Raw genomic sequence first — 18,328 nt, forward strand, 5'->3', positions numbered from 1 at the left:
AAAGAATTCAAAAAAGCTTTCCTCTCCTTATTTAATTTGTAAACCCTATTAGCAAGGGTTGAAACCAGCGGACAGAACGCTGTACCCAATAGTTCATTCTGCTTTAATACTTGACGTTATTTGATGCTAATCGTAATTCAACGATGCGTGAGTTTTTAGTTTGTGTGCAAACACTTAATAAAGCCTGGCCAACATCTTCTGGTGTCAAAAAGCCAGATTTAGCAACACCTTCTTTGGTTCTACCAAAGCCAACCTCAAATTCGGTGGCACCAGCATGAGGACAGAAAACACAGGTTCTGATACCTTTATCTAATAATTCTTTGTCTAATGCTTGTCCTAGGCCTCGCAGGGCAAACTTGCCACAAGTGTAGGCAGTTTCATCAGCATGACCCACAACTCCAGTTACAGATGAGACCATAATGATTTGACCATCATGTTGTTTTACCATTGTAGGGACGGTTTGTTTTGTGAAGGCAAAGGCGCTTCTTACGTTGGTATCCATGACTAAATTGTAATCCGCCATTGTGGTATCGGTGATTGAAAGCGTACGACCAATTCCAGCATTGTTTACCAGAATGTCAATTTTGCCAAAGGTTTGTATTGCTAACTTAACGGTTTTGGTTGCTGTTTGTTCTTCTCTAGCGTCACCAGCGTAGTAGACAGCCTTAACACCCATCTTTTTACACATGTCGGTAACTTCTTGAAGTCGATCTTTTCTTCGTGCTGTCAAAACTAGGTTACAACCAACTGCGGCAAAAACAAGAGCAGTTCCCCGGCCAAAACCTGAGCTTGCACCAGTAATAATCGCAACTTTTCCATCTAATTTTCCCATAATATGAGCCTCTTTCTTAAAAATTTTAATTTATTTTATTCTGGTTGATCAGCCGATACGGAAATATCATGGTGTTTCTTGAATTGTGCTAAAGTGTCTGAATATTTTTTTATTGCAGTGTCGGTAGCAAACCTTCCAAGAGGGAGGCGTAAAGGCAAATCATTTGCCTGATCGTAAATAATTTCGGCAGCCTTGTTTGGATCACCAGCCTCGTGATGCGCCCCATTTTTATTATTTTCTATGAAGTCTTTAAATTGTTGATAATCGGCAATTTGGGGCAAAATTTTCTTTGAGGATCGGCCAGCCCAGTCTGTACGAAAGCCACTCGGTTCAATTAGCATTACTTTAATATTGCAGTCGGCAACTTCCTTGGCTAACGATTCACTGATACCTTCGACGGCATACTTTGAGCCATGATAAAACGAAAGAGTTGGGAATGAAAATAATCCACCAATTGAGGAAAAGTTGATGATAATTCCTGATTTTTGTTTGCGCATAGTGGGTAAAACACTACGAGTCATATCAACTAATCCCCAAACATTAACAGCAAACATATATTTAACGGTTTTACGATTACTTTCTTCAAAAGTACCAAAGTAGCCTAAACCAGCGTTGTTAACCAAAACGTCAATTGTGCCAAATATGGTGTTTGTTTTTTCAACAACGGCTTGAATTTCATGCTGATTTGTCACATCCAATGTTAGTTTTTGAATCTGACCATGATTAAATTCATCTAAGTAGTGTAATTTTTCAATATTACGTGCAGTCGCGACTAAATTCACAGTACCTTTTTTTGCTAGTAAAGTTGCTAGAGCTTTACCAAACCCACTTGAAGTTCCGGTAATAAGCCAAGTTTTGTTAGTCATAAATAAGATCTCCTCTTTTTTATTTCTTGATTCTAGGTTAGAATACGACTTAAACAGAGGTTTAAGTCAAATGAATGTGAGATAATATTTTGAGATATTCAATTGGAGAAGCTGCCGAAAAAATTGGTACTAATCCGTCAACATTACGGTTTTACGATAAAAAGGGGCTTTTACCGTTTGTGGATCGTGATGAAGCTGGAAGACGAAAATTTAAGGATAATGATTTCAATTTTTTGGAAGTTATACAGTGCTTGAAGAAGAGTGGGGTACCTGTTAAAGACATTGCTAAGTTTATTAATATGTGTTTGCAAGGTGATGGAACTTTAAAAAAACGTTATGATTATCTTGATAATGAGGAACAAGTTTTAGAAAAAAAGGTTCAAGAAATGCAAGCTCGATTGGATTTTTTGCGATTTAAAAAATGGTATTATAAAACGTCTGTGGAAGCCGGCACGGAAGCCATTCATTTTACACCCGGAACCAATTTTGTGGATCCAACGACTCACGATCAGTACAAAGAGAAATTGCGAGAAACTTCTGATATTCATGATCTGATTGATTTATAAAGGTAAAAAAAGACTGAAAAGTTGTAAAACTTTCACAGTCTTTTTTCCTATTATTGACGTTTTGTTTTTGCAAATGAAAAAACTGCAACACAGCCCAAACCAGTGTGACTGGCAATTGTAGGCCCAATATGTTCTAACAAAATCTGTGCATTTGGGACAAGCTTATAAATATGATTCCGAACAATTCTGGCAGCCTTATCATCAGCACTTGTTGCAATAAGAATTCTGGGGTCGTATTTGTTTTCAAGTTCCTTGACGGTATTTGCAGCAAGGGCTTCTAGTGACCGCCGTCGAGACCGAACTTTTTTAACTGGTCGTAAATGACCACGCGTGTCAACATCCATCACTGGTTTGATCTGTAAAAGTGATCCCACAGCTGCTGAGGTTCGCGAAACTCGACCACCATGATATAGATAATTAAGATCATCCACGGTAAACCACTGACGGTAATGCAACCGGTTATTAATCAGCCAGTTAGCTAGCTCATCAATTTTCATGCCTGAATTTTGCCGATCAATCGCGTCAAGAAGCATCAAGCCTTCACCACAACATGCTGCCAGAGAATCAACTAGATAGATTTGTGCATTTGGATAGGCGTGCACTAACATTTTCTTTGCCTGTTGGGCGTTATTAAACGTACCACTTAGGCCTGACGAAAAGCCAAGGTACAAGATAGGTATATTGGCCTTTACATAAGGTTTAAAAAATTCAATAAATTGACCGATATTAATTTGAGTTGTTGATGGCATGATACCCTGACTAATTTTTTGATAAAAGTTAGTTAAATTGAAATGGTGTTCTAAATCATCCGTATATTCGGAGCTACCAATCGTGACGTGCATGGACACAAACTTTATATTATTATCAGCCAGAAGTTGATAAGGTAAATCGACGGCTGAATCTGTTAATAACTGATACATGATGTTCTCCCTTGCTTATAGTTACCGTCACATTGTACGCTCATTGTGTAGGTAAAGGCAATTGCAATCAATTGTAATGAAGTTGAAAGACTGTAAAAGTATATAGTTTAGAGTTACTAAAGGATACTGTAGACCAAGGAAACGACCAGCAAAATTGAGATGTCTTGCTGGTCGTTTTCCTAGGTCGTAAATGCTAAAAATTTGATTTAATTTTAGTAGAATTGGCAACCTGTTCTTTGTGTTGCCGATCTAAGTCCTGTAATTCTTTTTCTGACGCAACTACGTGATCATAGTAATGATCCAGTTTGTAGTGTAAATGGTCAATGGCCAATTGTAGATCATCGCGCTTTTTTTCCATGTCATTTAATTGTTCTTTCAACAATGCAGTTTGTTCCTTATTGGTATCATTCTTTGAATCAAACAATTCAATGAAACGCCGTAAATTTTCAATGGTCATCCCGGCTGCCCGCATCTTTTTAACAAAATTGATACGGCGAATAATTCGGGCATCAATTTCACGATTACCAGTGTCACTACGATCAATTGCAGGAATTAATAGTTCTTTTTCATAGTAGCGAATGGCAGCAGAAGAAACGCCAGTTTGTTTGCTAGCTTCTTTAATATTCATTTTTACACCCGTCCTAAATTTTTATAACTTAATTGTAACTCACCGTGGCATAAGCTGTGCAAAATTTGATTATAAACGTTATCAATGGAAAAAAATTCAATTATAATATATGACTATTAGTCATTGTTTTTTTGAACTAAACTATTGTATACTAATTTTTGAGGTGAGTGAAGTGGGAAAACGTGAAGATAATGCGATCGCGACACGGAAAAAGTTGATCAGTACGGCTAATCAGTTGATCGTGCAACATGGTTACGAGAATATTTCGGTTGATGCGATCGTTAAGGCCAGTGGTATTGCAAAGGGCACCTTTTACAATTATTTTGACCGTAAGGAAGACCTGATTTTTGAACTGAGTAAGCAGCGTTTTGCCCCGATTACAGCTCGGACAACCGAGTTAACAAATGATGATCCACTTTCTAATATCCAGCGGTATCTAGTTGATTTTATGACCGTGATTGCAGATTCTAAAATCGGGTTGGCTCGCCAGTGGGTACGTTATATCAGCGCTTCATCTGCTAACAATGCAAAGTGGCAATTTGATGTCCAATCCTTTGAGCGCCTGTTGATGAAACTAATTGACCTTAACCAATTGAAAATCGCGACACCGGTTCATCAGTTAGCTCAATTATTGTTGACGCAATTATATGGCGTAATTTTAACCTGGTGTATTACGTCGGAAACACTTGATCCAGTTGCTACGGTTAAACGCTTTTGCGCGCTACAATTACCCAGTTTATTAGGACCGTATTTAGTTAAAGAGTGAAAATAACCGCCAGAAATTGGCGGTTAACTTAATGCCAAAATATGACCATTAGTCATTTTTATTAGAATTACTGATGAATTTATTGAAAGGTCGTGCCATTATTTGCAATGTCACAAATATTAATGCTCATGTAGCACCATGGCGTAGTGCACAGACATTGATTATGTTTTTCGTAGCAGATAATACCGAAGCGTAAGCTCAATATTCACAAATAGGTATGGTTATGAGTTAGTGGTAGTACAGCCATATACGCTAATTATACGGTACACGATATTGTTATACAGCGGCAACAAAAGCAATTAAAAAATGGTTAGGAGTGGTTACAAATGACTAAGCAACAACAAGTATTAACTAAATTATCGATTTTATTGGTGTCGGTGATTACAGCTTCGGCACCGGCAATCAATGCGAATATTCCGGTATTAGCGAAAGCTTTTCCCAGCGTACCTTTAGCTCAAATTGAATTATTGACGACGATTCCATCATTATTTTTATTGATCGCAATTTTATTAAGTAACTGGGTCGCTCGTAAAATTGGTTTGAAACAGACGGTTTTAGTCGGGGTTGCTATTACAGTGATTGCTGGTTTGGCGCCAATTATGATCACCAGCTTTCCCTTATTGATGTTATCACGGGCGGCATTTGGTTTTGGGGTGGGGCTGTTCAATTCTTTATTGGTCAGTATCATCAGCTACTTTTTCCAAGGGTCAGAACGGTCACAAACTTTAGGCTTTCAAAGTACTTTTGAAGGGTTAGGTGGCGTTTTAGTCACCTTTATCGCGGGCCAATTAGTCCGTTTTAATTGGCATATGTCGTTTTGGGCCTATGTGATCACGGTACCAGCATTTGTAATGTTTGCGCTGTTTGTGCCACGTATTCCTAAGGCGCAGCCGCAACAAAAAACGGCGCAGCAGTCTTCTCATTTACCGAAAGCAATTTTTGGTTATCTCATTTTGACCTTTGTTGTGATCACTTTTTACATGATCATGGGGATCAAGGTTCCAACGTTGATGGTCAGTGCAGGTTACGGTACTGCGACTTCAGCGAGCTACGTAATTTTAGCCTTAAGTCTTGGTGCCATACTTGGTGGGCTACTATTTGGCCGTTTATTCACTTGTTTAAAGGATCGTATTTTGATCGTTGCCTTTACCGCATTAACGCTGGCAATGGTGGCCATTGCAGTGTCCAATGCGACTTGGTTAACAGTAATTGGTGGCTTTTTGACTGGAATCGGCGCACGCTTATTCTTCCCTTGGGTTCTAAACGCCGTCAATTTAGAAGGTAGCGGCAATACTTTAGCAACGTCACTGATCTTGATTGCCTACAACTTAGCTGGCTCTTTATCGCCTTATACCGCTTTGTTGTTACAAAATAGTTTGCACATTGCCAGTATCCAAAACTTGTTCTGGCTCAATACGCTGGTATTTGTCATTTTAGCGGTGGTCTTTGCCTTTATTAGTTGGCGACGGTCAGCCAATGTGGCTAAATAATTTTGCGGATGAATGTTTATTTAAAAAAAGATAATTAAAGGTTGCCTTACAGTAACTGCAAGGGTATAAGCTAGCTTTGAATTAAAAACAAATTAATTTTTGGAGGTCAAAATTATGGCAATTAGCAAAACGGCACAACAAAATCATGAACACTTATTTCCTGGCTTGGTTTCAACACTGAAACAAACCGATCCGGAATTTATTGAAGTTTTCGATAATTTCACTTTTGATGAAATTTTAAAGTATCAGGATCTAGATTTAAAATTACGCATGCAGGTGACCCTAGCCTCATTGATCGCTATGCAATGTGTCAATGAATATAAGGCCATGTTGAATGGAGCTTTAAATATTGGCGTAACACCGATTGAAGCTAAGGAAATTGTTTATCAGGCAGTACCTTATGCTGGTTTAGGTAAAGTCTTTGATTTCTTGCAAGCAACCAATGAAGTATTGACGGAACGCGGGATCAAATTGCCACTTGAAGGTCAAGCAACAACAGATCCAGATAATCGTTATGAAAAAGGTTTGGCAACGGTCAGAGGAATAGTTGGGGATACGGTTGATAATATGTTAAAAACCGCACCAGCCAGTCAAAAACATTTCGCTACATTTTTAGCTGATAACTGTTTTGGTGATTTTTATACCCGTAACGGTTTGGACGTAAAAACACGGGAATTATTGACCTTTGCCATGCTGATTTCCATGGGTGGCGCTGATCCTCAAGCTAAAGGTCATATTGCGGCTAATGCCAACGTAGGTAATAGCAAGGAAACGCTGCTTTCAGTCGTCACTGTGTTGTTACCATTTATTGGTTATCCACGTAGTTTGACGGCTTTGAGTCTGTTAAATGAAGTTTTACCGGAAAAGCAAGCTTAAACTGAAAAAATTAAGGTAAGTACGGTACAAGGTGTTACTACTGGTGGTGTTGTTAAACAAAAAATCCTGGCGACTAGTATTGTAGTAGTTACACCTGCTAAGATAATCAAGCAATTAAATAAGTTTTAACCAGAAAGGTCAGTTGACAATGAAAATCACATTTAATGAATCCGCATATCCATTAGAACCCGAGAAGAATCATACAGCTGCAGCAATTCAAAAAAAGTTTCCACAAACGTTAACGTTGCAGCGTCGGGGAGACATTGAGTACTATGCTAAACTAGCATTTCAGCCGGTAACTGTTGGCGTCACAACAACGGCACAAATTCATGCTGGTGGATTATATTATTATGAGGATTGGAATGTCCTCTCTTTTCAGTTGCAGGACGCTGATATTACGCCCTTTAAGATGATTTACTTAGGTGAATTAGAGTCAACTTTTGTCAGATTATTGCGGGACGCCCAGTCTGAATTGACTGTCAAATTGAGTAATGATTAATTTAATACTTGACTTAAAGTTACTGTAAGGTATTAGTATGAACTTAGAAAGTTGAGTAATTAATAAATGGAGGTGCGGCTGTGAGTCTTCTTATGATGTTGCTACCAGCTATTGCTTGGGGAATCTTGCCTCTAGCAGTTGCTAAGGTCAACGGGCGACCAGTGAATCAAATTTTTGGAACTGCGCTTGGTACGTTACTTATGAGTGTTATTGTCTACTTTATTTTGCGTCCACAAATCTCAGTCAGTAATTTTGTATTGGCAGCATTAGCCGGTGCGTTTTGGATTATCGGTCAGTTAGGCCAATACAACGCTTATCGGGCAATTGGAGTTTCTCAGACAATGCCAATTTCTACCGGATTACAGTTGATCGGCACATCATTGATTGGCGTGTTATTGTTTGGTGAATGGGGCGCAGTTAACGCTAAAATTCTTGGTGTTGTTGGAATTGTACTGTTAATTATCGGTATTTTCATGACGGCTATTCATGATCATGGTGTTCAAATTGACCAACAAAAAAGTCAAACTAGTACTTTGATTATGTTAATTTTGACAACGATTGGTTTTCTGGTATATAACTCAATTCCTAAAGCAATGGTGGCCTCTGGTTTAGCAATTTTCTTGCCAGAGTCGGTTGGTATGGTGTTGGCGGTGTTGATTTATATCGTTTTTACGCGACAACTGCAAGTGTTACGGGAAAAGGCTAGTTGGCAAAGCTTACTAGCTGGCATCATTTTTTCTTTTGCAGCGATCACTTATATTCTGTCTATTCATGATAATGGTGTAAATACAGCTTTTGTTGTTTCACAATTGTCTGTTGTTATTTCGACCGTTGGCGGTATGGTGTTCTTACATGAAAGGAAGAGTCGGCGTGAACTGAGATTTACTGTTATTGGGTTAGTATTAATTGTCGTTGGTGCAATTATTACAACAGTTATTTAAGGGGGTACTTAAAATGTATACAGATTTAGAGAGAAAAGTCGCGGTTATTACTGGCGGATCTAAAGGCATTGGGAATGCGATTGCTACCCGTTTTGGTCAAGAAAAAATGGCTGTCGTCGTTAATTATAATAGCGATCCGGTTGGGGCACAAAAGGCTGCTGACCAGGTAATTGCAAATTGTGGTAAAGCTGTTATCGTGCAAGCAAATGTTTCTACTGAAGAAGGTAATCAAGCATTATTACAAGCTGCTCTAGATAACTTCGGCGACCTAGATGTCTGGGTCAACAACGCCGGTATGGAAATCAAATCAGCAACCCACGAACTTTCATTAGATGCTTGGAACAAAGTCGTTTCCATTGACCAAACTGGTGTCTTCTTGGGATCGAAGACAGCGTTAGCTTATTTCAAAGCTCACAATAAAAAAGGTAATATCATCAATATGTCATCGGTTCATGAACGAATTCCTTGGCCAACATTTGCTAGTTACGCAGCTGCAAAAGGTGGCGTAAAGTTATTCACGCAAACAATTGCTATGGAATACGCCAAGGATGGTATCCGCGTCAATGCCATTGGTCCTGGTGCCATCAACACGCCAATTAATGCTAAAAAATTCGCTGATAAAGCACAATATGATCAAACGGTTTCAATGGTGCCAATGAATCGCATTGGTACACCGGAAGAGGTTGCCGCCGGCGCAGCTTGGCTGGCCTCTGACGAATCAAGTTATGTGACAGGCATTACATTATTTATTGATGGTGGGATGACTTTATATCCAGCATTTAAGGATGGTCAAGGTTAAACACATATCTTAAATTAAAATAAGAATGAGTTTTGATCATATGAAATATGCTAAGAGACTTGTTGAACATTTTGGTATTAATTTGAAAGTTTAGTCTCTTGTTTATGAGTAACTTTTTAAAATTTTGACAGGTGTAAAAATTAATGTTATTAAAGAAGTATATTAAATTTGAAAGGAATTGAGCATCGAGCAATTCGGTACTTACGAATGTTCGATTGTTCAGAGTGTGATACTTATGAAATCTGCAATTTTTGAAAAGGCCGGTTTAGTGACAGTACAAAATGTTGACAAACCAAGTCTTCAGGCTGATGATGACGTGATCATCAAAGTCGTTCGAGCTTGTGTTTGTGGTTCTGATCTATGGGCTTATGCGCATGGTGACAACAAAGAAGCACATTCGATTAATGATGGTCATGAAGCCATTGGTATTGTTGAAGAAATTGGCTCGGCAATTACAACTGTGAAACCAGGTGACTTTGTGATTGCACCTTTCACCCATGGTTGTGGAGAATGTGATGCTTGTCTGGCTGGCTTTGATGGGACTTGTGATCGTCACCAAGGTGGGACGAACTGGTCTAATGGTTTTCAATCAGAATATATTCGCTTCCAGTATGGCAACTGGGCTTTGATCAAAATTCCTGGACAACCATCTGATTACACAGAAGGAATGATCAAATCGCTTACAACTTTAGCTGATGTGATGCCAACTGGTTATCATGCGGCGCGTTGTGCCAATGTCCAAAAGGGCGATAAAGTGGTCGTCATCGGTGACGGCGCCGTTGGTCAATGTGCGGTGATTGCGGCAAAATTGCGTGGTGCTTCACAAATTGTTTTGATGAGTCGTCACGAAGATCGTCAACAAATAGCACTCCAATCCGGAGCTACTGCTGTTGTTGCTGAGCGTGGCGAGGTAGGTATTGCCAAAGTTCGTGAGATTCTTGGTGGCGGTGCGGATGCTGCTCTTGAATGTGTTGGCACGCAAGCTGCTATTGAACAAGCACTCGGAGTGCTGCATAATGGTGGTCGAATTGGTTACGTGGGTGTTCCACATTATAATAACCATGCTTTAGGTTCAACATTTGCGAAAAATATCTTAGTTGCCGGTGGTTCGGCTTCAGTAACGACTTACGATAAACAATTTCTGCTTAAGGCCGTTCTTGATGGTAATATTAACCCTGGTCGAGTCTTCACTAAGACATACGGTTTGGATGATATTAACCAAGCCTATCAAGACATGCAAAATCGTAAAACAATTAAGGCAATGGTAGTTGTTTCTGATTAATTTTTGAACAAGCTGGGAAAAAGTTGCTTTTCTCCAGCTTGTTTGTTATAAAACGTAAAATGTTATTTCAATAATTAGGAATCTCTCTGATCTTGTTTTATTATGATGACAGCAATTAAGTTAAAGCTGACAATTTGGTTGGCTTTTTTGTTTTAATAAATGGAGGTCGATTAATGTGAATATTCGAACAGTTAGTGAAAAATTTGATTTACCCGCACCAACATTAAGGTACTATGAGGAAGTGGGACTAATTCCGCCCGTTCATCGAAATTCTAGTGGTTATCGGGATTATGATGCGATTGATTTAGAGTGGGTAAATTTTGCAAAATGCATGCGTGAAACAGACATTTCAATTGACGTATTAAAAGAGTATGCGCTTTTAGCTCAACAGGGTGAACAAACTGAGGAGCAACGCAAACAAATTTTGATTGAGCAACAGCACGTGTTAGAGCAAAAGATGCAGGCACTACAAAATACGCATGATTTTCTCGATACAAAAATTGCAACTTATGAGCAACATGCTAAACAAATGGAACGGATATCCGAAAAATTGAAATAAAACACTTGCCTTCAAGACGACTTGAAGGTTTATTCTTTTCTATGTTGGAATACAGAAAAGAGGATATAGAAATGAATAATTTAAAATTACAAGAAGCATTTTCCTTAAATAATCAGGTAACTTTAAAAAATCATATTGTGATGTCACCAATGACAACGTGGTCCAGGCATGATGATCAAACAGTTTCTGAAAAAGAAGTTGCCTATTATGGTGCTTGTGCCAAAAGTGTTGGCATGGTAATTACAGGGTCAAGTCACGTTCAAGAAAATGGTGTTGGTTTTGCAAACGAGTTGGCCGTGTATGCAGATCGGTTTATTCCTGGATTGACCAAGTTAGCCACAGCAATCAAGGCTGGTGGTGCTAAAGCTGTTTTGCAATTAAATCATTCTGGCAATAAAGCTCTACCAGAATTTATTTCAAATCAGGATGTGGTCAGTGCTAGTGCAGTTTTGGCATACAAAACTGCTTTTGCACCTGAGCAAACGTCACGAGCTTTGGAAGAATCAGAAATACTACAGGTTATCAGAGATTTTGGCTCTGCCACCAAACGTGCAATTGACGCTGGGTTTAACGGTTTTGAAATTCACGGTGCACATGGGTTTTTGATCCAAAATTTTTTGTCACCGCATTATAATCGCCGTGATGACAAGTGGGGCGGTAGTTTAAAAAATCGGTTACGTTTCGCAATGGCTGTAGTTGATGAAGTCAAAAAAGTTGCTGCGAAGTATGCGGACGATTCCTTCATCATTGGCTATCGAATTAGCCTCGAAGAACGAGAAAATGATGGGTTGAGTTTAAATGATACTGAACCCCTTATTGAAAATTTGGTTGCTAAACAAGTTAGTTATTTACATCTTTCATTAGGGGATGCATTAAGTGACCATGAGCATAATAGTACAAATACTGAACCGTTTATTCAACGAATTTCAAAACTAGTGAATCATCGGGTTCCTTTGATTGCAGCTGGTTCGTTTAATTCATTGGAAAGGATGGCAGTTGGACTGGCCGATGGTTTAGATTTAGTTGCGGTGGGTTCTGCTTTGGTTGCCAATCCTGATTTATTTGAGCAGAAAAACCTGTCTTTGAATTTATCAGCCAGTGAAATTGAGTCAATCAAATTACCTGAGTCAATGTTTAGTAAGATTAAAGATTTAGGAGTATTTGCTTTTCAATTTACGAAGTAGGGATGATTGCTTTGCATATTTCGTATGTTTTCTGCTTAAATCGTAAAATAACCATTTTTGCCAATTTCTCGATTTTTTGGTATACTTATTCAGTAGTTCTGGAGAGTTGGCAGAGTGGTAATGCACCGGACTCGAAATCCGGCGAACCGGCTAATACCGGCGCGCAGGTTCAAATCCTGTACTCTCCTTATGAGTAAGATAAAGAAACGCTGAATTTAACCGCGTTTCTTTTTTGGTTACGAGATATAATAAAAAATTAAAACGCTTATTCAGAATTTTCACTGAATGAGCGTTTTGAGTTTGGACCTATAAAATTTATTTGCTTTCTGATTTATCATTGATTGTAAATGAAAGTAAGAATGCAATTACAGCGAGTGCCAATGGGAAAATAAGACCATAGTGTACACCGTTAGTAAATGCGTTTTGTGAATTTAAAGGCGCAGATGAAGCGTGTTGGCCAAGTCCTAATAAACTTGTCGCAACGGCTGTTGAGATAGCACCGATAATTTGTTGGAAAGTATTCATAATGGTACTGCCATCACCAGCAGTACGGGCGTCCAATGCATTTAATCCAAATGTTTGAGTTGGTGACATCGCAACAGGGGCACCAATCATAATGACAATGTGAGCAAGGATGACATACCAAACGGCAGAATTTGAATTTGCTAGTAACAACATCACAACACCAATAATGACGATGAAGAAACCAAGTAAGGCTAGCAAACGGGCACCGAAACGATCGTAAAGACGGCCAGAAACCGCAGAGAATATCGCATTTGCGACACCACCTGGCAGCATAACGATCCCAGTCAATGCGACTGCGATGGCTAATCCATTTTGCCAGAACATAGGAAGTAAGTACATTGAAGATAAAATAATCCCGAAATCTAGCATAACCAGGATGGCACCAATTCTAAAGTTTGGCCGTTGGAAAACGTGAAAGTTTAAAATTGGGGCATCTGAATGTAATTGTCGGTAGATGTAAGCGGCAAGGACTAATAGTGACACAACTAATGTAATTAAAACAGTTGCTGATCCCCATCCATAATTACTTGCCATACTTACAGCAGTTACAAGTCCACCGAAACCAATTGTTGACAATAAAATTGAGAAGATATCAATTTTTGGCTTAGTTAAGTTGTTTACATTTGGTAAATATTTAATGGCAAAAAATGTTCCAATGAGTAAAAATGGAACAAACAACCAAAAGATCCACCGCCATGAAAGAACACCTAAAATGATTCCTGACAATGTAGGACCAATGGCTGGGGCAAACATAATAACTAAACCAATCAAACCCATTGCAGTTCCCAACTTATACGGTGGGAAGATCAAGGTGGCAACTGTAAACATTAATGGTAAGACCAAACCAGTAGCAATTCCTTGAATCATTCGGCCGATTAACAATATCGCAAAAGTGGGTGCGACAGCCGAAATGATGGAACCAACAATGAAATCAATTAACCCGAAAATGATTAACTGACGGGTTGAAAACCATTTGGTCAGTAAACTTGAAAGTGGGAGCACAATCCCAATGATCAACATGTAACCTGTGACCAACCATTGAATTGTCCCAACACTAACGTTTAACTTCGTCATCAGGCTTGGCAATGCAATGTTAAGGGATGTTTCACTTAACATGCCGACAAACCCTCCAATTAACATACCCATCATGGCAAGCATAGGATGTTTAACAGGTACAGTTGCTGACGGTGCAACTTGTTTATTTTCCGAACTTTCTGACATAACTAAAAACTCCTTTTCTCTTTTTACCAGACAATTGATTACACTATCATAGTTTTTTTCTTCACGTAAGTTTTTTACGCCAAAAAACTGTAAGTAAGCGTTTTACAAGCGACTTTTGACATTTTAAGGTTTCCTAAACGCGCTTGCGATAAGTTGGAGCTAAGAGAATTATCTATGCTAAAATAGGTAACAACGATTTATGGATACGGAAAATGGAGGATAACGATGATGAAGGTTGGAATAGATAAAATTGGATTCTACACACCCAAATGGTATGTCGACATGGCAAAATTAGCGCGAGCACGAAATGAAGAGCCCGACAAATATTTAATTGGGATTGGTCAGACTAAACAAGCGGTTATTCCAAATTCTCAAGATGCCGTTACGATGGCAGCAAATGCGGCCGATCAAATTGTAAACGATGATAATCGTAAAAAAATTGATCTTATTTTATTCGGGACTGAATCTGGGATTGATAATTCCAAGTCAGCGGCAATTTATCTGCAACGTTTATTAGGGTTACCCAACACAATTCAGAGCGTGGAGTTGAAACAGGCCTGTTATGCCATGACGGCGGGGATCCAGCTAGCTAAAGACCATGTTTTGGCTCATCCTGATAGCCAAGTTTTGGTAGTGGGGGCAGATATTGCTCGATATGGACTGCACAATGCCGGTGAACCTACTCAAGGTGGTGGGGCAATGGCCGTTGTTATCAGTGCTAATCCGCGCATTTTAGCAATTGAGAACGGTTCTGCCCATTATGTAGCAGACATCATGGATTTTTGGCGACCACTTTATGCAACAGAAGCATTAGTGGATGGTAAGTATTCTTCAAAACAGTACATCGAGTTTTTCCAACAGACATTCGCACAGTACCAAAAACAACACGGTCTAGAGATTTCTGATTTACAAGCCTTAGTTTTTCATTTACCTTATACGAAAATGGGGTTGAAGGCCTTAAGGGCGATCTTGCCAGAAACGGATGAGAGCCATGCCAATCAGTTGTTACGTGAATTTGAGTATTCTCGCGTTTTTAATCGCCAAGTAGGCAATCTGTATACGGGCTCTTTATACTTGAGTTTGTTATCATTACTAGTGAATAGTGAGAGCTTAAATGAAACTCAAAAAATTGGATTATTCAGTTACGGATCTGGTGCAGAGGGTGAGTTTTATGTAGCTACGGTGCAATTAAACTATAAGCAAGCCCTGCATGAATCCACAATCACCAATGTTTTAAGTAACCGCGAAGAATTATCAATTCCAGATTACGAAAAAATGTTTAAGTCTCAAATGCCATTGTCAGATGCTGACTTTGTGACAGATTATGAAAAAGACTCTGCAAAGTTTTATCTGGCTGGGCAAAAAGATCAACAGCGTCAATATCAAAAACGTTAAAAAAAGTCGCCTGATATTTTATCGGGCGATCTTTTTTGATGACATTACTTTTATTGAAAATAATTATAAGTGATTGTTCCGTCTTTAGCAGTCAAAATAGGTTTTGAAGTATTATTTGGATTCATTAGTGAAACTTGATAGTTACTTCCTAAATTCTTTTTGATTGATAAGGAGAGCTTTTTAAAGTTGGTCACAACTTGATCAAAGTTTGCGTCCTTTGCGTTAGACGGTGTTTTGATTAAAGATTTCAACGAGCTCACAAAATCTTTATTTGTTGGTTTTACATAAAACGCTTTGGCCGTTCTACTGAAAGTGACAGTTCCAGTTCCAGAATAATTTTTTTGTAGTGAGGCTAGAATATTGTTTTCTTTGACGGATTGAGCTGCTTTTTTTTGCTTGTTAGTCTCGTCAGGAAACGCATTAGCACCTGCACTTGAAAATGTGCTTGCAAACTTCTTTGTAGATTTTGAAGTAGTCTGAACTGAACTTGAAGTTGCAGTGGACTGCGTTGATGACTTTGATTTTTGCCAGAAAGGTAAATTAAAGCCACTGAAAATAATTAGGCCTAGACAGACCACAATAAAAAGAATCGGTGAAAATAAGCGTTCGCCATTTTGGATAACCATACTTAGTCTTAGAATGGACAAAATGAGTGCAAATATTGCCATAATGAACAAAAATAACATAAATATTCCCCTCACAGGTCATTTTCTTATATTATCGCGCAAACCATACCAAAGTACAATCGTATAAACGAGGCTTGTCAATTGATTGACGACAATACTTATTGTTATCATGAGGATATACTAATAAATGGTGGCGATTAATATGCTAACTAGATTCAAGATTGGGATGTTGGTAAAATGTAAAAAGTGTGATGATTTAGATTATCCATTCATTGGCAAAATTATGAATATTTTAAGGACAAAGTTGGTAATTGAAATTCTGCAAGTTAATTACCGTGAGCGTTACAAAGCTGCATTAATTCAGTATAATACAGTTGTTGAAGCAAAGAATTGCATACCAATTCGGTTACTCCGAGTCAATATTAACAAAGAAAATTACAAATGAGGCTTATCATGAAGATTATTGTGGCGCCGGATTCTTTCAAAAATAGTATGACTGCCAAAGTGGCCACGGAGCATATTGTGGCAGGATTAACAAAAGCTCGACCAAATTTAGATTGTGTTCCATTGCCAATTGCTGATGGTGGTGAGGGAACAATGGTGGCACTTATGAGTCATCTGGGTGGTTCAACGCATACATTAGAGGTTGAGGATGCGCTTGGAAGATCAATTAAGGCTCAATTTGGGATGACTAAGGATCAAAAAACTGCTGTCATCGATATGGCATCAGCGAGTGGAATTGAACACTTAAAAACTGCTGAACTTGATGCCATGAAGACTTCTACTTTTGGTACAGGTCAACTAATTAAAGCTTGTTTGCAGTATGGTCCTGAAAAGATTTTTATAGGTGTTGGCGGTAGTGCAACCAATGATGGTGGGGTTGGTGCTGCAATGGCACTTGGCTATCAATTTTTAGATGGGCAAGGTGAGTCTATTCAATTAGGAAACGTTGGGTTGAAGGATCTTGAAAAGATAGTTAAGCCACGAAATATGTCCTCAATCCCACCGATTTTTGTTTTGAATGATGTTGGCAATCCGCTTTTGGGGGAAAAAGGAGCTTCTAAAATTTTTGGCCCTCAAAAAGGGGCTACACCCGAAAATGTCATTGAACTCGAAAATAATTTAAAACATTTGTCTAAAATTGTCCAAAAAAAATTGCATACAAATTATGCTAATGACTGGGGAACCGGTGGAGCTGGTGGATTAAGTTATGGGTTAAAATCTTTTTTTAACGCTGAACTGGATTCTGGCATTGATAAAGTATTAGAAATTAGTCAATTCGAGAAACTTTGTCAGGATGCTAATTATGTCATAACTGGAGAGGGGTCTTTTGATACACAGTCCAGAAATGGGAAAGTTCCGTTTGGTGTTGCAAGTGCTTGTTTGAAATGGAATCCATCTTGTCAGGTAATTGTGTTGGCGGGTAAGATTGCACCAAATCTGACGAATTTACCTAAAAATATTCAACTGGTTAAAAACATTAATGATGAGGTACCAATTGATAAACGAACGTTACAAAACGGCTCAGTAAATATTCAAGAAACTGCTCGTTGGTTAGCCACAGATTATCTTCCTGAAAAATAAAAAGCGCGAGAATCATTAATTCTCGAGCTTTTTTATCTTTTAATAGATTTGATCACGATAGAGGCCAACGACACGGCCAAGAATGCTGACATTTTGAAGAATTATTGGAGCCATTGTATCGTTTTCAGGTTGCAAACGGATGTGATCAGATTCCTTGAAGAACCGCTTGCAGGTTGCTTCATTTTCATCGGTCATTGCAATGACGATATCACCATTGTCGGCTGAAGTCTGTTTGCGCACAATAACTTGATCACCATTTAAAATGCCAGCTTGAATCATACTTTCCCCGCGAATTGTTAACATGAACAATTCACCATCTTCATGTTCAAACTCTGGTGGCAACGGGAAAAAATCTGTTGCTTCTTCAACTGCTAGAATTGGCACACCTGCAGTAACTGTTCCAAGAACGGGAATCTTATGTGGTGTGGCACTAACTCCAAGTTCTTCGAGACCAAGAGGAGTAATTTCTAACGCACGTGGTTTTGTTGGATCTTTTTGTAAAAATCCTTTTTTTTGCAGCCGTTCAATGTGGCCGTGAACTGTAGATGTCGAGGAAAGTGAAACTGCCTCACCAATTTCACGCACAGTTGGTGGGTAGCCTTTCTCATTTACGTTGTCATATATGTATCGCAGTACAGCCTCTTGCTTGCTTTCAGATGTTTTTGACATAATTGCGCACCTCGCATTTTCTTGTTTTCATTTTACCATATGACCTTAGTGTATTCAAACAAATGTTCGGTTTAATTTTTTGAAAAAATTAATGCAACAG

At 38.7% G+C, this 18,328-nt stretch carries 19 protein-coding genes and 1 tRNA gene; 13 read left to right on the top strand and 7 right to left on the bottom strand.

Going from position 1 to position 18,328, the window contains the following annotated elements:
* Positions 1–103: 103 nt before the first annotated feature.
* Positions 104–832, bottom strand: coding sequence for an SDR family oxidoreductase (locus PPA04_RS01375; RefSeq protein ID WP_057782603.1), 729 nt, complete (start codon positions 830–832; stop codon positions 104–106).
* Positions 833–867: 35 nt separating this feature from the next.
* Positions 868–1,698: an oxidoreductase gene (locus PPA04_RS01380; protein ID WP_057782606.1), complete on the bottom strand. Its 831-nt coding sequence runs from the start codon at positions 1,696–1,698 to the stop codon at positions 868–870.
* Positions 1,699–1,787: 89 nt separating this feature from the next.
* Here PPA04_RS01380 and PPA04_RS01385 point away from each other — a divergent pair, with 89 nt between their 5' ends.
* Positions 1,788–2,264 carry a MerR family transcriptional regulator gene (locus PPA04_RS01385; protein ID WP_057782608.1) on the top strand — a complete coding sequence of 159 codons (477 nt, stop codon included), beginning with the start codon at positions 1,788–1,790 and terminating at the stop codon, positions 2,262–2,264.
* Positions 2,265–2,314: 50 nt separating this feature from the next.
* On the opposite strand, the gene PPA04_RS01390 is transcribed toward PPA04_RS01385, so the two are convergent.
* The gene (locus PPA04_RS01390) at positions 2,315–3,184 is read right to left on the bottom strand and encodes a DegV family protein (protein ID WP_057782610.1); all 870 of its coding nucleotides are present in this window, start codon (positions 3,182–3,184) and stop codon (positions 2,315–2,317) included.
* Positions 3,185–3,377: 193 nt separating this feature from the next.
* On the bottom strand, positions 3,378–3,812 hold the full coding sequence (locus tag PPA04_RS01395) for a MerR family transcriptional regulator (protein ID WP_057782612.1): 435 nt from the start codon (positions 3,810–3,812) through the stop codon (positions 3,378–3,380).
* Between the two features lie 172 nt (positions 3,813–3,984).
* Between PPA04_RS01395 and PPA04_RS01400 the strand changes: the two genes are divergently transcribed.
* The 10 genes from PPA04_RS01400 to PPA04_RS01445 all read left to right on the top strand — a co-directional run bounded on the left by PPA04_RS01400 (position 3,985) and on the right by PPA04_RS01445 (position 12,396).
* The gene (locus PPA04_RS01400; RefSeq protein WP_057782614.1) at positions 3,985–4,578 is read left to right on the top strand and encodes a TetR/AcrR family transcriptional regulator; all 594 of its coding nucleotides are present in this window, start codon (positions 3,985–3,987) and stop codon (positions 4,576–4,578) included.
* Between the two features lie 326 nt (positions 4,579–4,904).
* A complete protein-coding gene (locus PPA04_RS01405; protein WP_057782616.1) occupies positions 4,905–6,068 on the top strand; it encodes an MFS transporter in 1,164 nt (387 codons plus the stop codon).
* A gap of 114 nt (positions 6,069–6,182) precedes the next feature.
* Complete coding sequence (locus PPA04_RS01410) at positions 6,183–6,944, top strand: carboxymuconolactone decarboxylase family protein (RefSeq protein ID WP_147206679.1); 762 nt, start codon at positions 6,183–6,185, stop codon at positions 6,942–6,944.
* Positions 6,945–7,092: 148 nt separating this feature from the next.
* A complete protein-coding gene (locus PPA04_RS01415) occupies positions 7,093–7,443 on the top strand; it encodes a cyclophilin-like fold protein (RefSeq protein WP_057782619.1) in 351 nt (116 codons plus the stop codon).
* An 80-nt stretch (positions 7,444–7,523) separates the two neighbouring features.
* Positions 7,524–8,384 (top strand): GRP family sugar transporter, encoded by an 861-nt coding sequence (locus PPA04_RS01420; protein WP_057782621.1) that lies wholly within the window; start codon positions 7,524–7,526, stop codon positions 8,382–8,384.
* Positions 8,385–8,397: 13 nt separating this feature from the next.
* Positions 8,398–9,183 (top strand): glucose-1-dehydrogenase, encoded by a 786-nt coding sequence (locus PPA04_RS01425; protein WP_057782623.1) that lies wholly within the window; start codon positions 8,398–8,400, stop codon positions 9,181–9,183.
* A gap of 235 nt (positions 9,184–9,418) precedes the next feature.
* The gene (locus PPA04_RS01430) at positions 9,419–10,465 is read left to right on the top strand and encodes a zinc-binding dehydrogenase (RefSeq protein ID WP_057782625.1); all 1,047 of its coding nucleotides are present in this window, start codon (positions 9,419–9,421) and stop codon (positions 10,463–10,465) included.
* Positions 10,466–10,640: 175 nt separating this feature from the next.
* Complete coding sequence (locus PPA04_RS01435) at positions 10,641–11,024, top strand: MerR family transcriptional regulator (RefSeq protein ID WP_057782627.1); 384 nt, start codon at positions 10,641–10,643, stop codon at positions 11,022–11,024.
* A 71-nt stretch (positions 11,025–11,095) separates the two neighbouring features.
* Positions 11,096–12,208, top strand: coding sequence for an NADH-dependent flavin oxidoreductase (locus PPA04_RS01440; RefSeq protein ID WP_057782629.1), 1,113 nt, complete (start codon positions 11,096–11,098; stop codon positions 12,206–12,208).
* A 100-nt stretch (positions 12,209–12,308) separates the two neighbouring features.
* Positions 12,309–12,396, top strand: a tRNA-Ser gene (locus PPA04_RS01445).
* A 127-nt stretch (positions 12,397–12,523) separates the two neighbouring features.
* Here the strand turns inward: PPA04_RS01445 and PPA04_RS01450 are convergent.
* Positions 12,524–13,954: a DHA2 family efflux MFS transporter permease subunit gene (locus tag PPA04_RS01450; RefSeq protein ID WP_057782631.1), complete on the bottom strand. Its 1,431-nt coding sequence runs from the start codon at positions 13,952–13,954 to the stop codon at positions 12,524–12,526.
* Positions 13,955–14,182: 228 nt separating this feature from the next.
* Between PPA04_RS01450 and PPA04_RS01455 the strand changes: the two genes are divergently transcribed.
* A complete protein-coding gene (locus tag PPA04_RS01455) occupies positions 14,183–15,349 on the top strand; it encodes a hydroxymethylglutaryl-CoA synthase (RefSeq protein ID WP_057782747.1) in 1,167 nt (388 codons plus the stop codon).
* Positions 15,350–15,399: 50 nt separating this feature from the next.
* Here the strand turns inward: PPA04_RS01455 and PPA04_RS01460 are convergent, their stop codons facing one another.
* On the bottom strand, positions 15,400–16,035 hold the full coding sequence (locus PPA04_RS01460) for a hypothetical protein (protein WP_057782633.1): 636 nt from the start codon (positions 16,033–16,035) through the stop codon (positions 15,400–15,402).
* A gap of 393 nt (positions 16,036–16,428) precedes the next feature.
* Here PPA04_RS01460 and PPA04_RS01465 point away from each other — a divergent pair, with 393 nt between their 5' ends.
* Positions 16,429–17,559, top strand: coding sequence for a glycerate kinase (locus PPA04_RS01465; RefSeq protein ID WP_057782637.1), 1,131 nt, complete (start codon positions 16,429–16,431; stop codon positions 17,557–17,559).
* Positions 17,560–17,598: 39 nt separating this feature from the next.
* On the opposite strand, the gene lexA is transcribed toward PPA04_RS01465, so the two are convergent.
* Positions 17,599–18,228 carry a transcriptional repressor LexA gene (lexA, locus tag PPA04_RS01470; RefSeq protein ID WP_057782639.1) on the bottom strand — a complete coding sequence of 210 codons (630 nt, stop codon included), beginning with the start codon at positions 18,226–18,228 and terminating at the stop codon, positions 17,599–17,601.
* Between the last annotated feature and the right edge of the window lie 100 nt (positions 18,229–18,328).

The organism is Pediococcus parvulus, assembly GCF_007990205.1.
Classification (GTDB): Bacteria; Bacillota; Bacilli; order Lactobacillales; family Lactobacillaceae; genus Pediococcus; species Pediococcus parvulus.

Coding starts and splice junctions, on each gene's coding strand:
- PPA04_RS01460 (WP_057782633.1), bottom strand. CDS start 16,035: ATGTTATTTTTGTTCATTATGGCAATATTTGCACTCATTTTGTCCATT.
- PPA04_RS01410 (WP_147206679.1), top strand. CDS start 6,183: ATGGCAATTAGCAAAACGGCACAACAAAATCATGAACACTTATTTCCT.
- PPA04_RS01455 (WP_057782747.1), top strand. CDS start 14,183: ATGAAGGTTGGAATAGATAAAATTGGATTCTACACACCCAAATGGTAT.
- PPA04_RS01395 (WP_057782612.1), bottom strand. CDS start 3,812: ATGAATATTAAAGAAGCTAGCAAACAAACTGGCGTTTCTTCTGCTGCC.
- PPA04_RS01380 (WP_057782606.1), bottom strand. CDS start 1,698: ATGACTAACAAAACTTGGCTTATTACCGGAACTTCAAGTGGGTTTGGT.
- PPA04_RS01425 (WP_057782623.1), top strand. CDS start 8,398: ATGTATACAGATTTAGAGAGAAAAGTCGCGGTTATTACTGGCGGATCT.
- PPA04_RS01450 (WP_057782631.1), bottom strand. CDS start 13,954: ATGTCAGAAAGTTCGGAAAATAAACAAGTTGCACCGTCAGCAACTGTA.
- PPA04_RS01440 (WP_057782629.1), top strand. CDS start 11,096: ATGAATAATTTAAAATTACAAGAAGCATTTTCCTTAAATAATCAGGTA.
- PPA04_RS01405 (WP_057782616.1), top strand. CDS start 4,905: ATGACTAAGCAACAACAAGTATTAACTAAATTATCGATTTTATTGGTG.
- PPA04_RS01430 (WP_057782625.1), top strand. CDS start 9,419: ATGAAATCTGCAATTTTTGAAAAGGCCGGTTTAGTGACAGTACAAAAT.
- lexA (WP_057782639.1), bottom strand. CDS start 18,228: ATGTCAAAAACATCTGAAAGCAAGCAAGAGGCTGTACTGCGATACATA.
- PPA04_RS01465 (WP_057782637.1), top strand. CDS start 16,429: ATGAAGATTATTGTGGCGCCGGATTCTTTCAAAAATAGTATGACTGCC.
- PPA04_RS01390 (WP_057782610.1), bottom strand. CDS start 3,184: ATGTATCAGTTATTAACAGATTCAGCCGTCGATTTACCTTATCAACTT.
- PPA04_RS01375 (WP_057782603.1), bottom strand. CDS start 832: ATGGGAAAATTAGATGGAAAAGTTGCGATTATTACTGGTGCAAGCTCA.
- PPA04_RS01415 (WP_057782619.1), top strand. CDS start 7,093: ATGAAAATCACATTTAATGAATCCGCATATCCATTAGAACCCGAGAAG.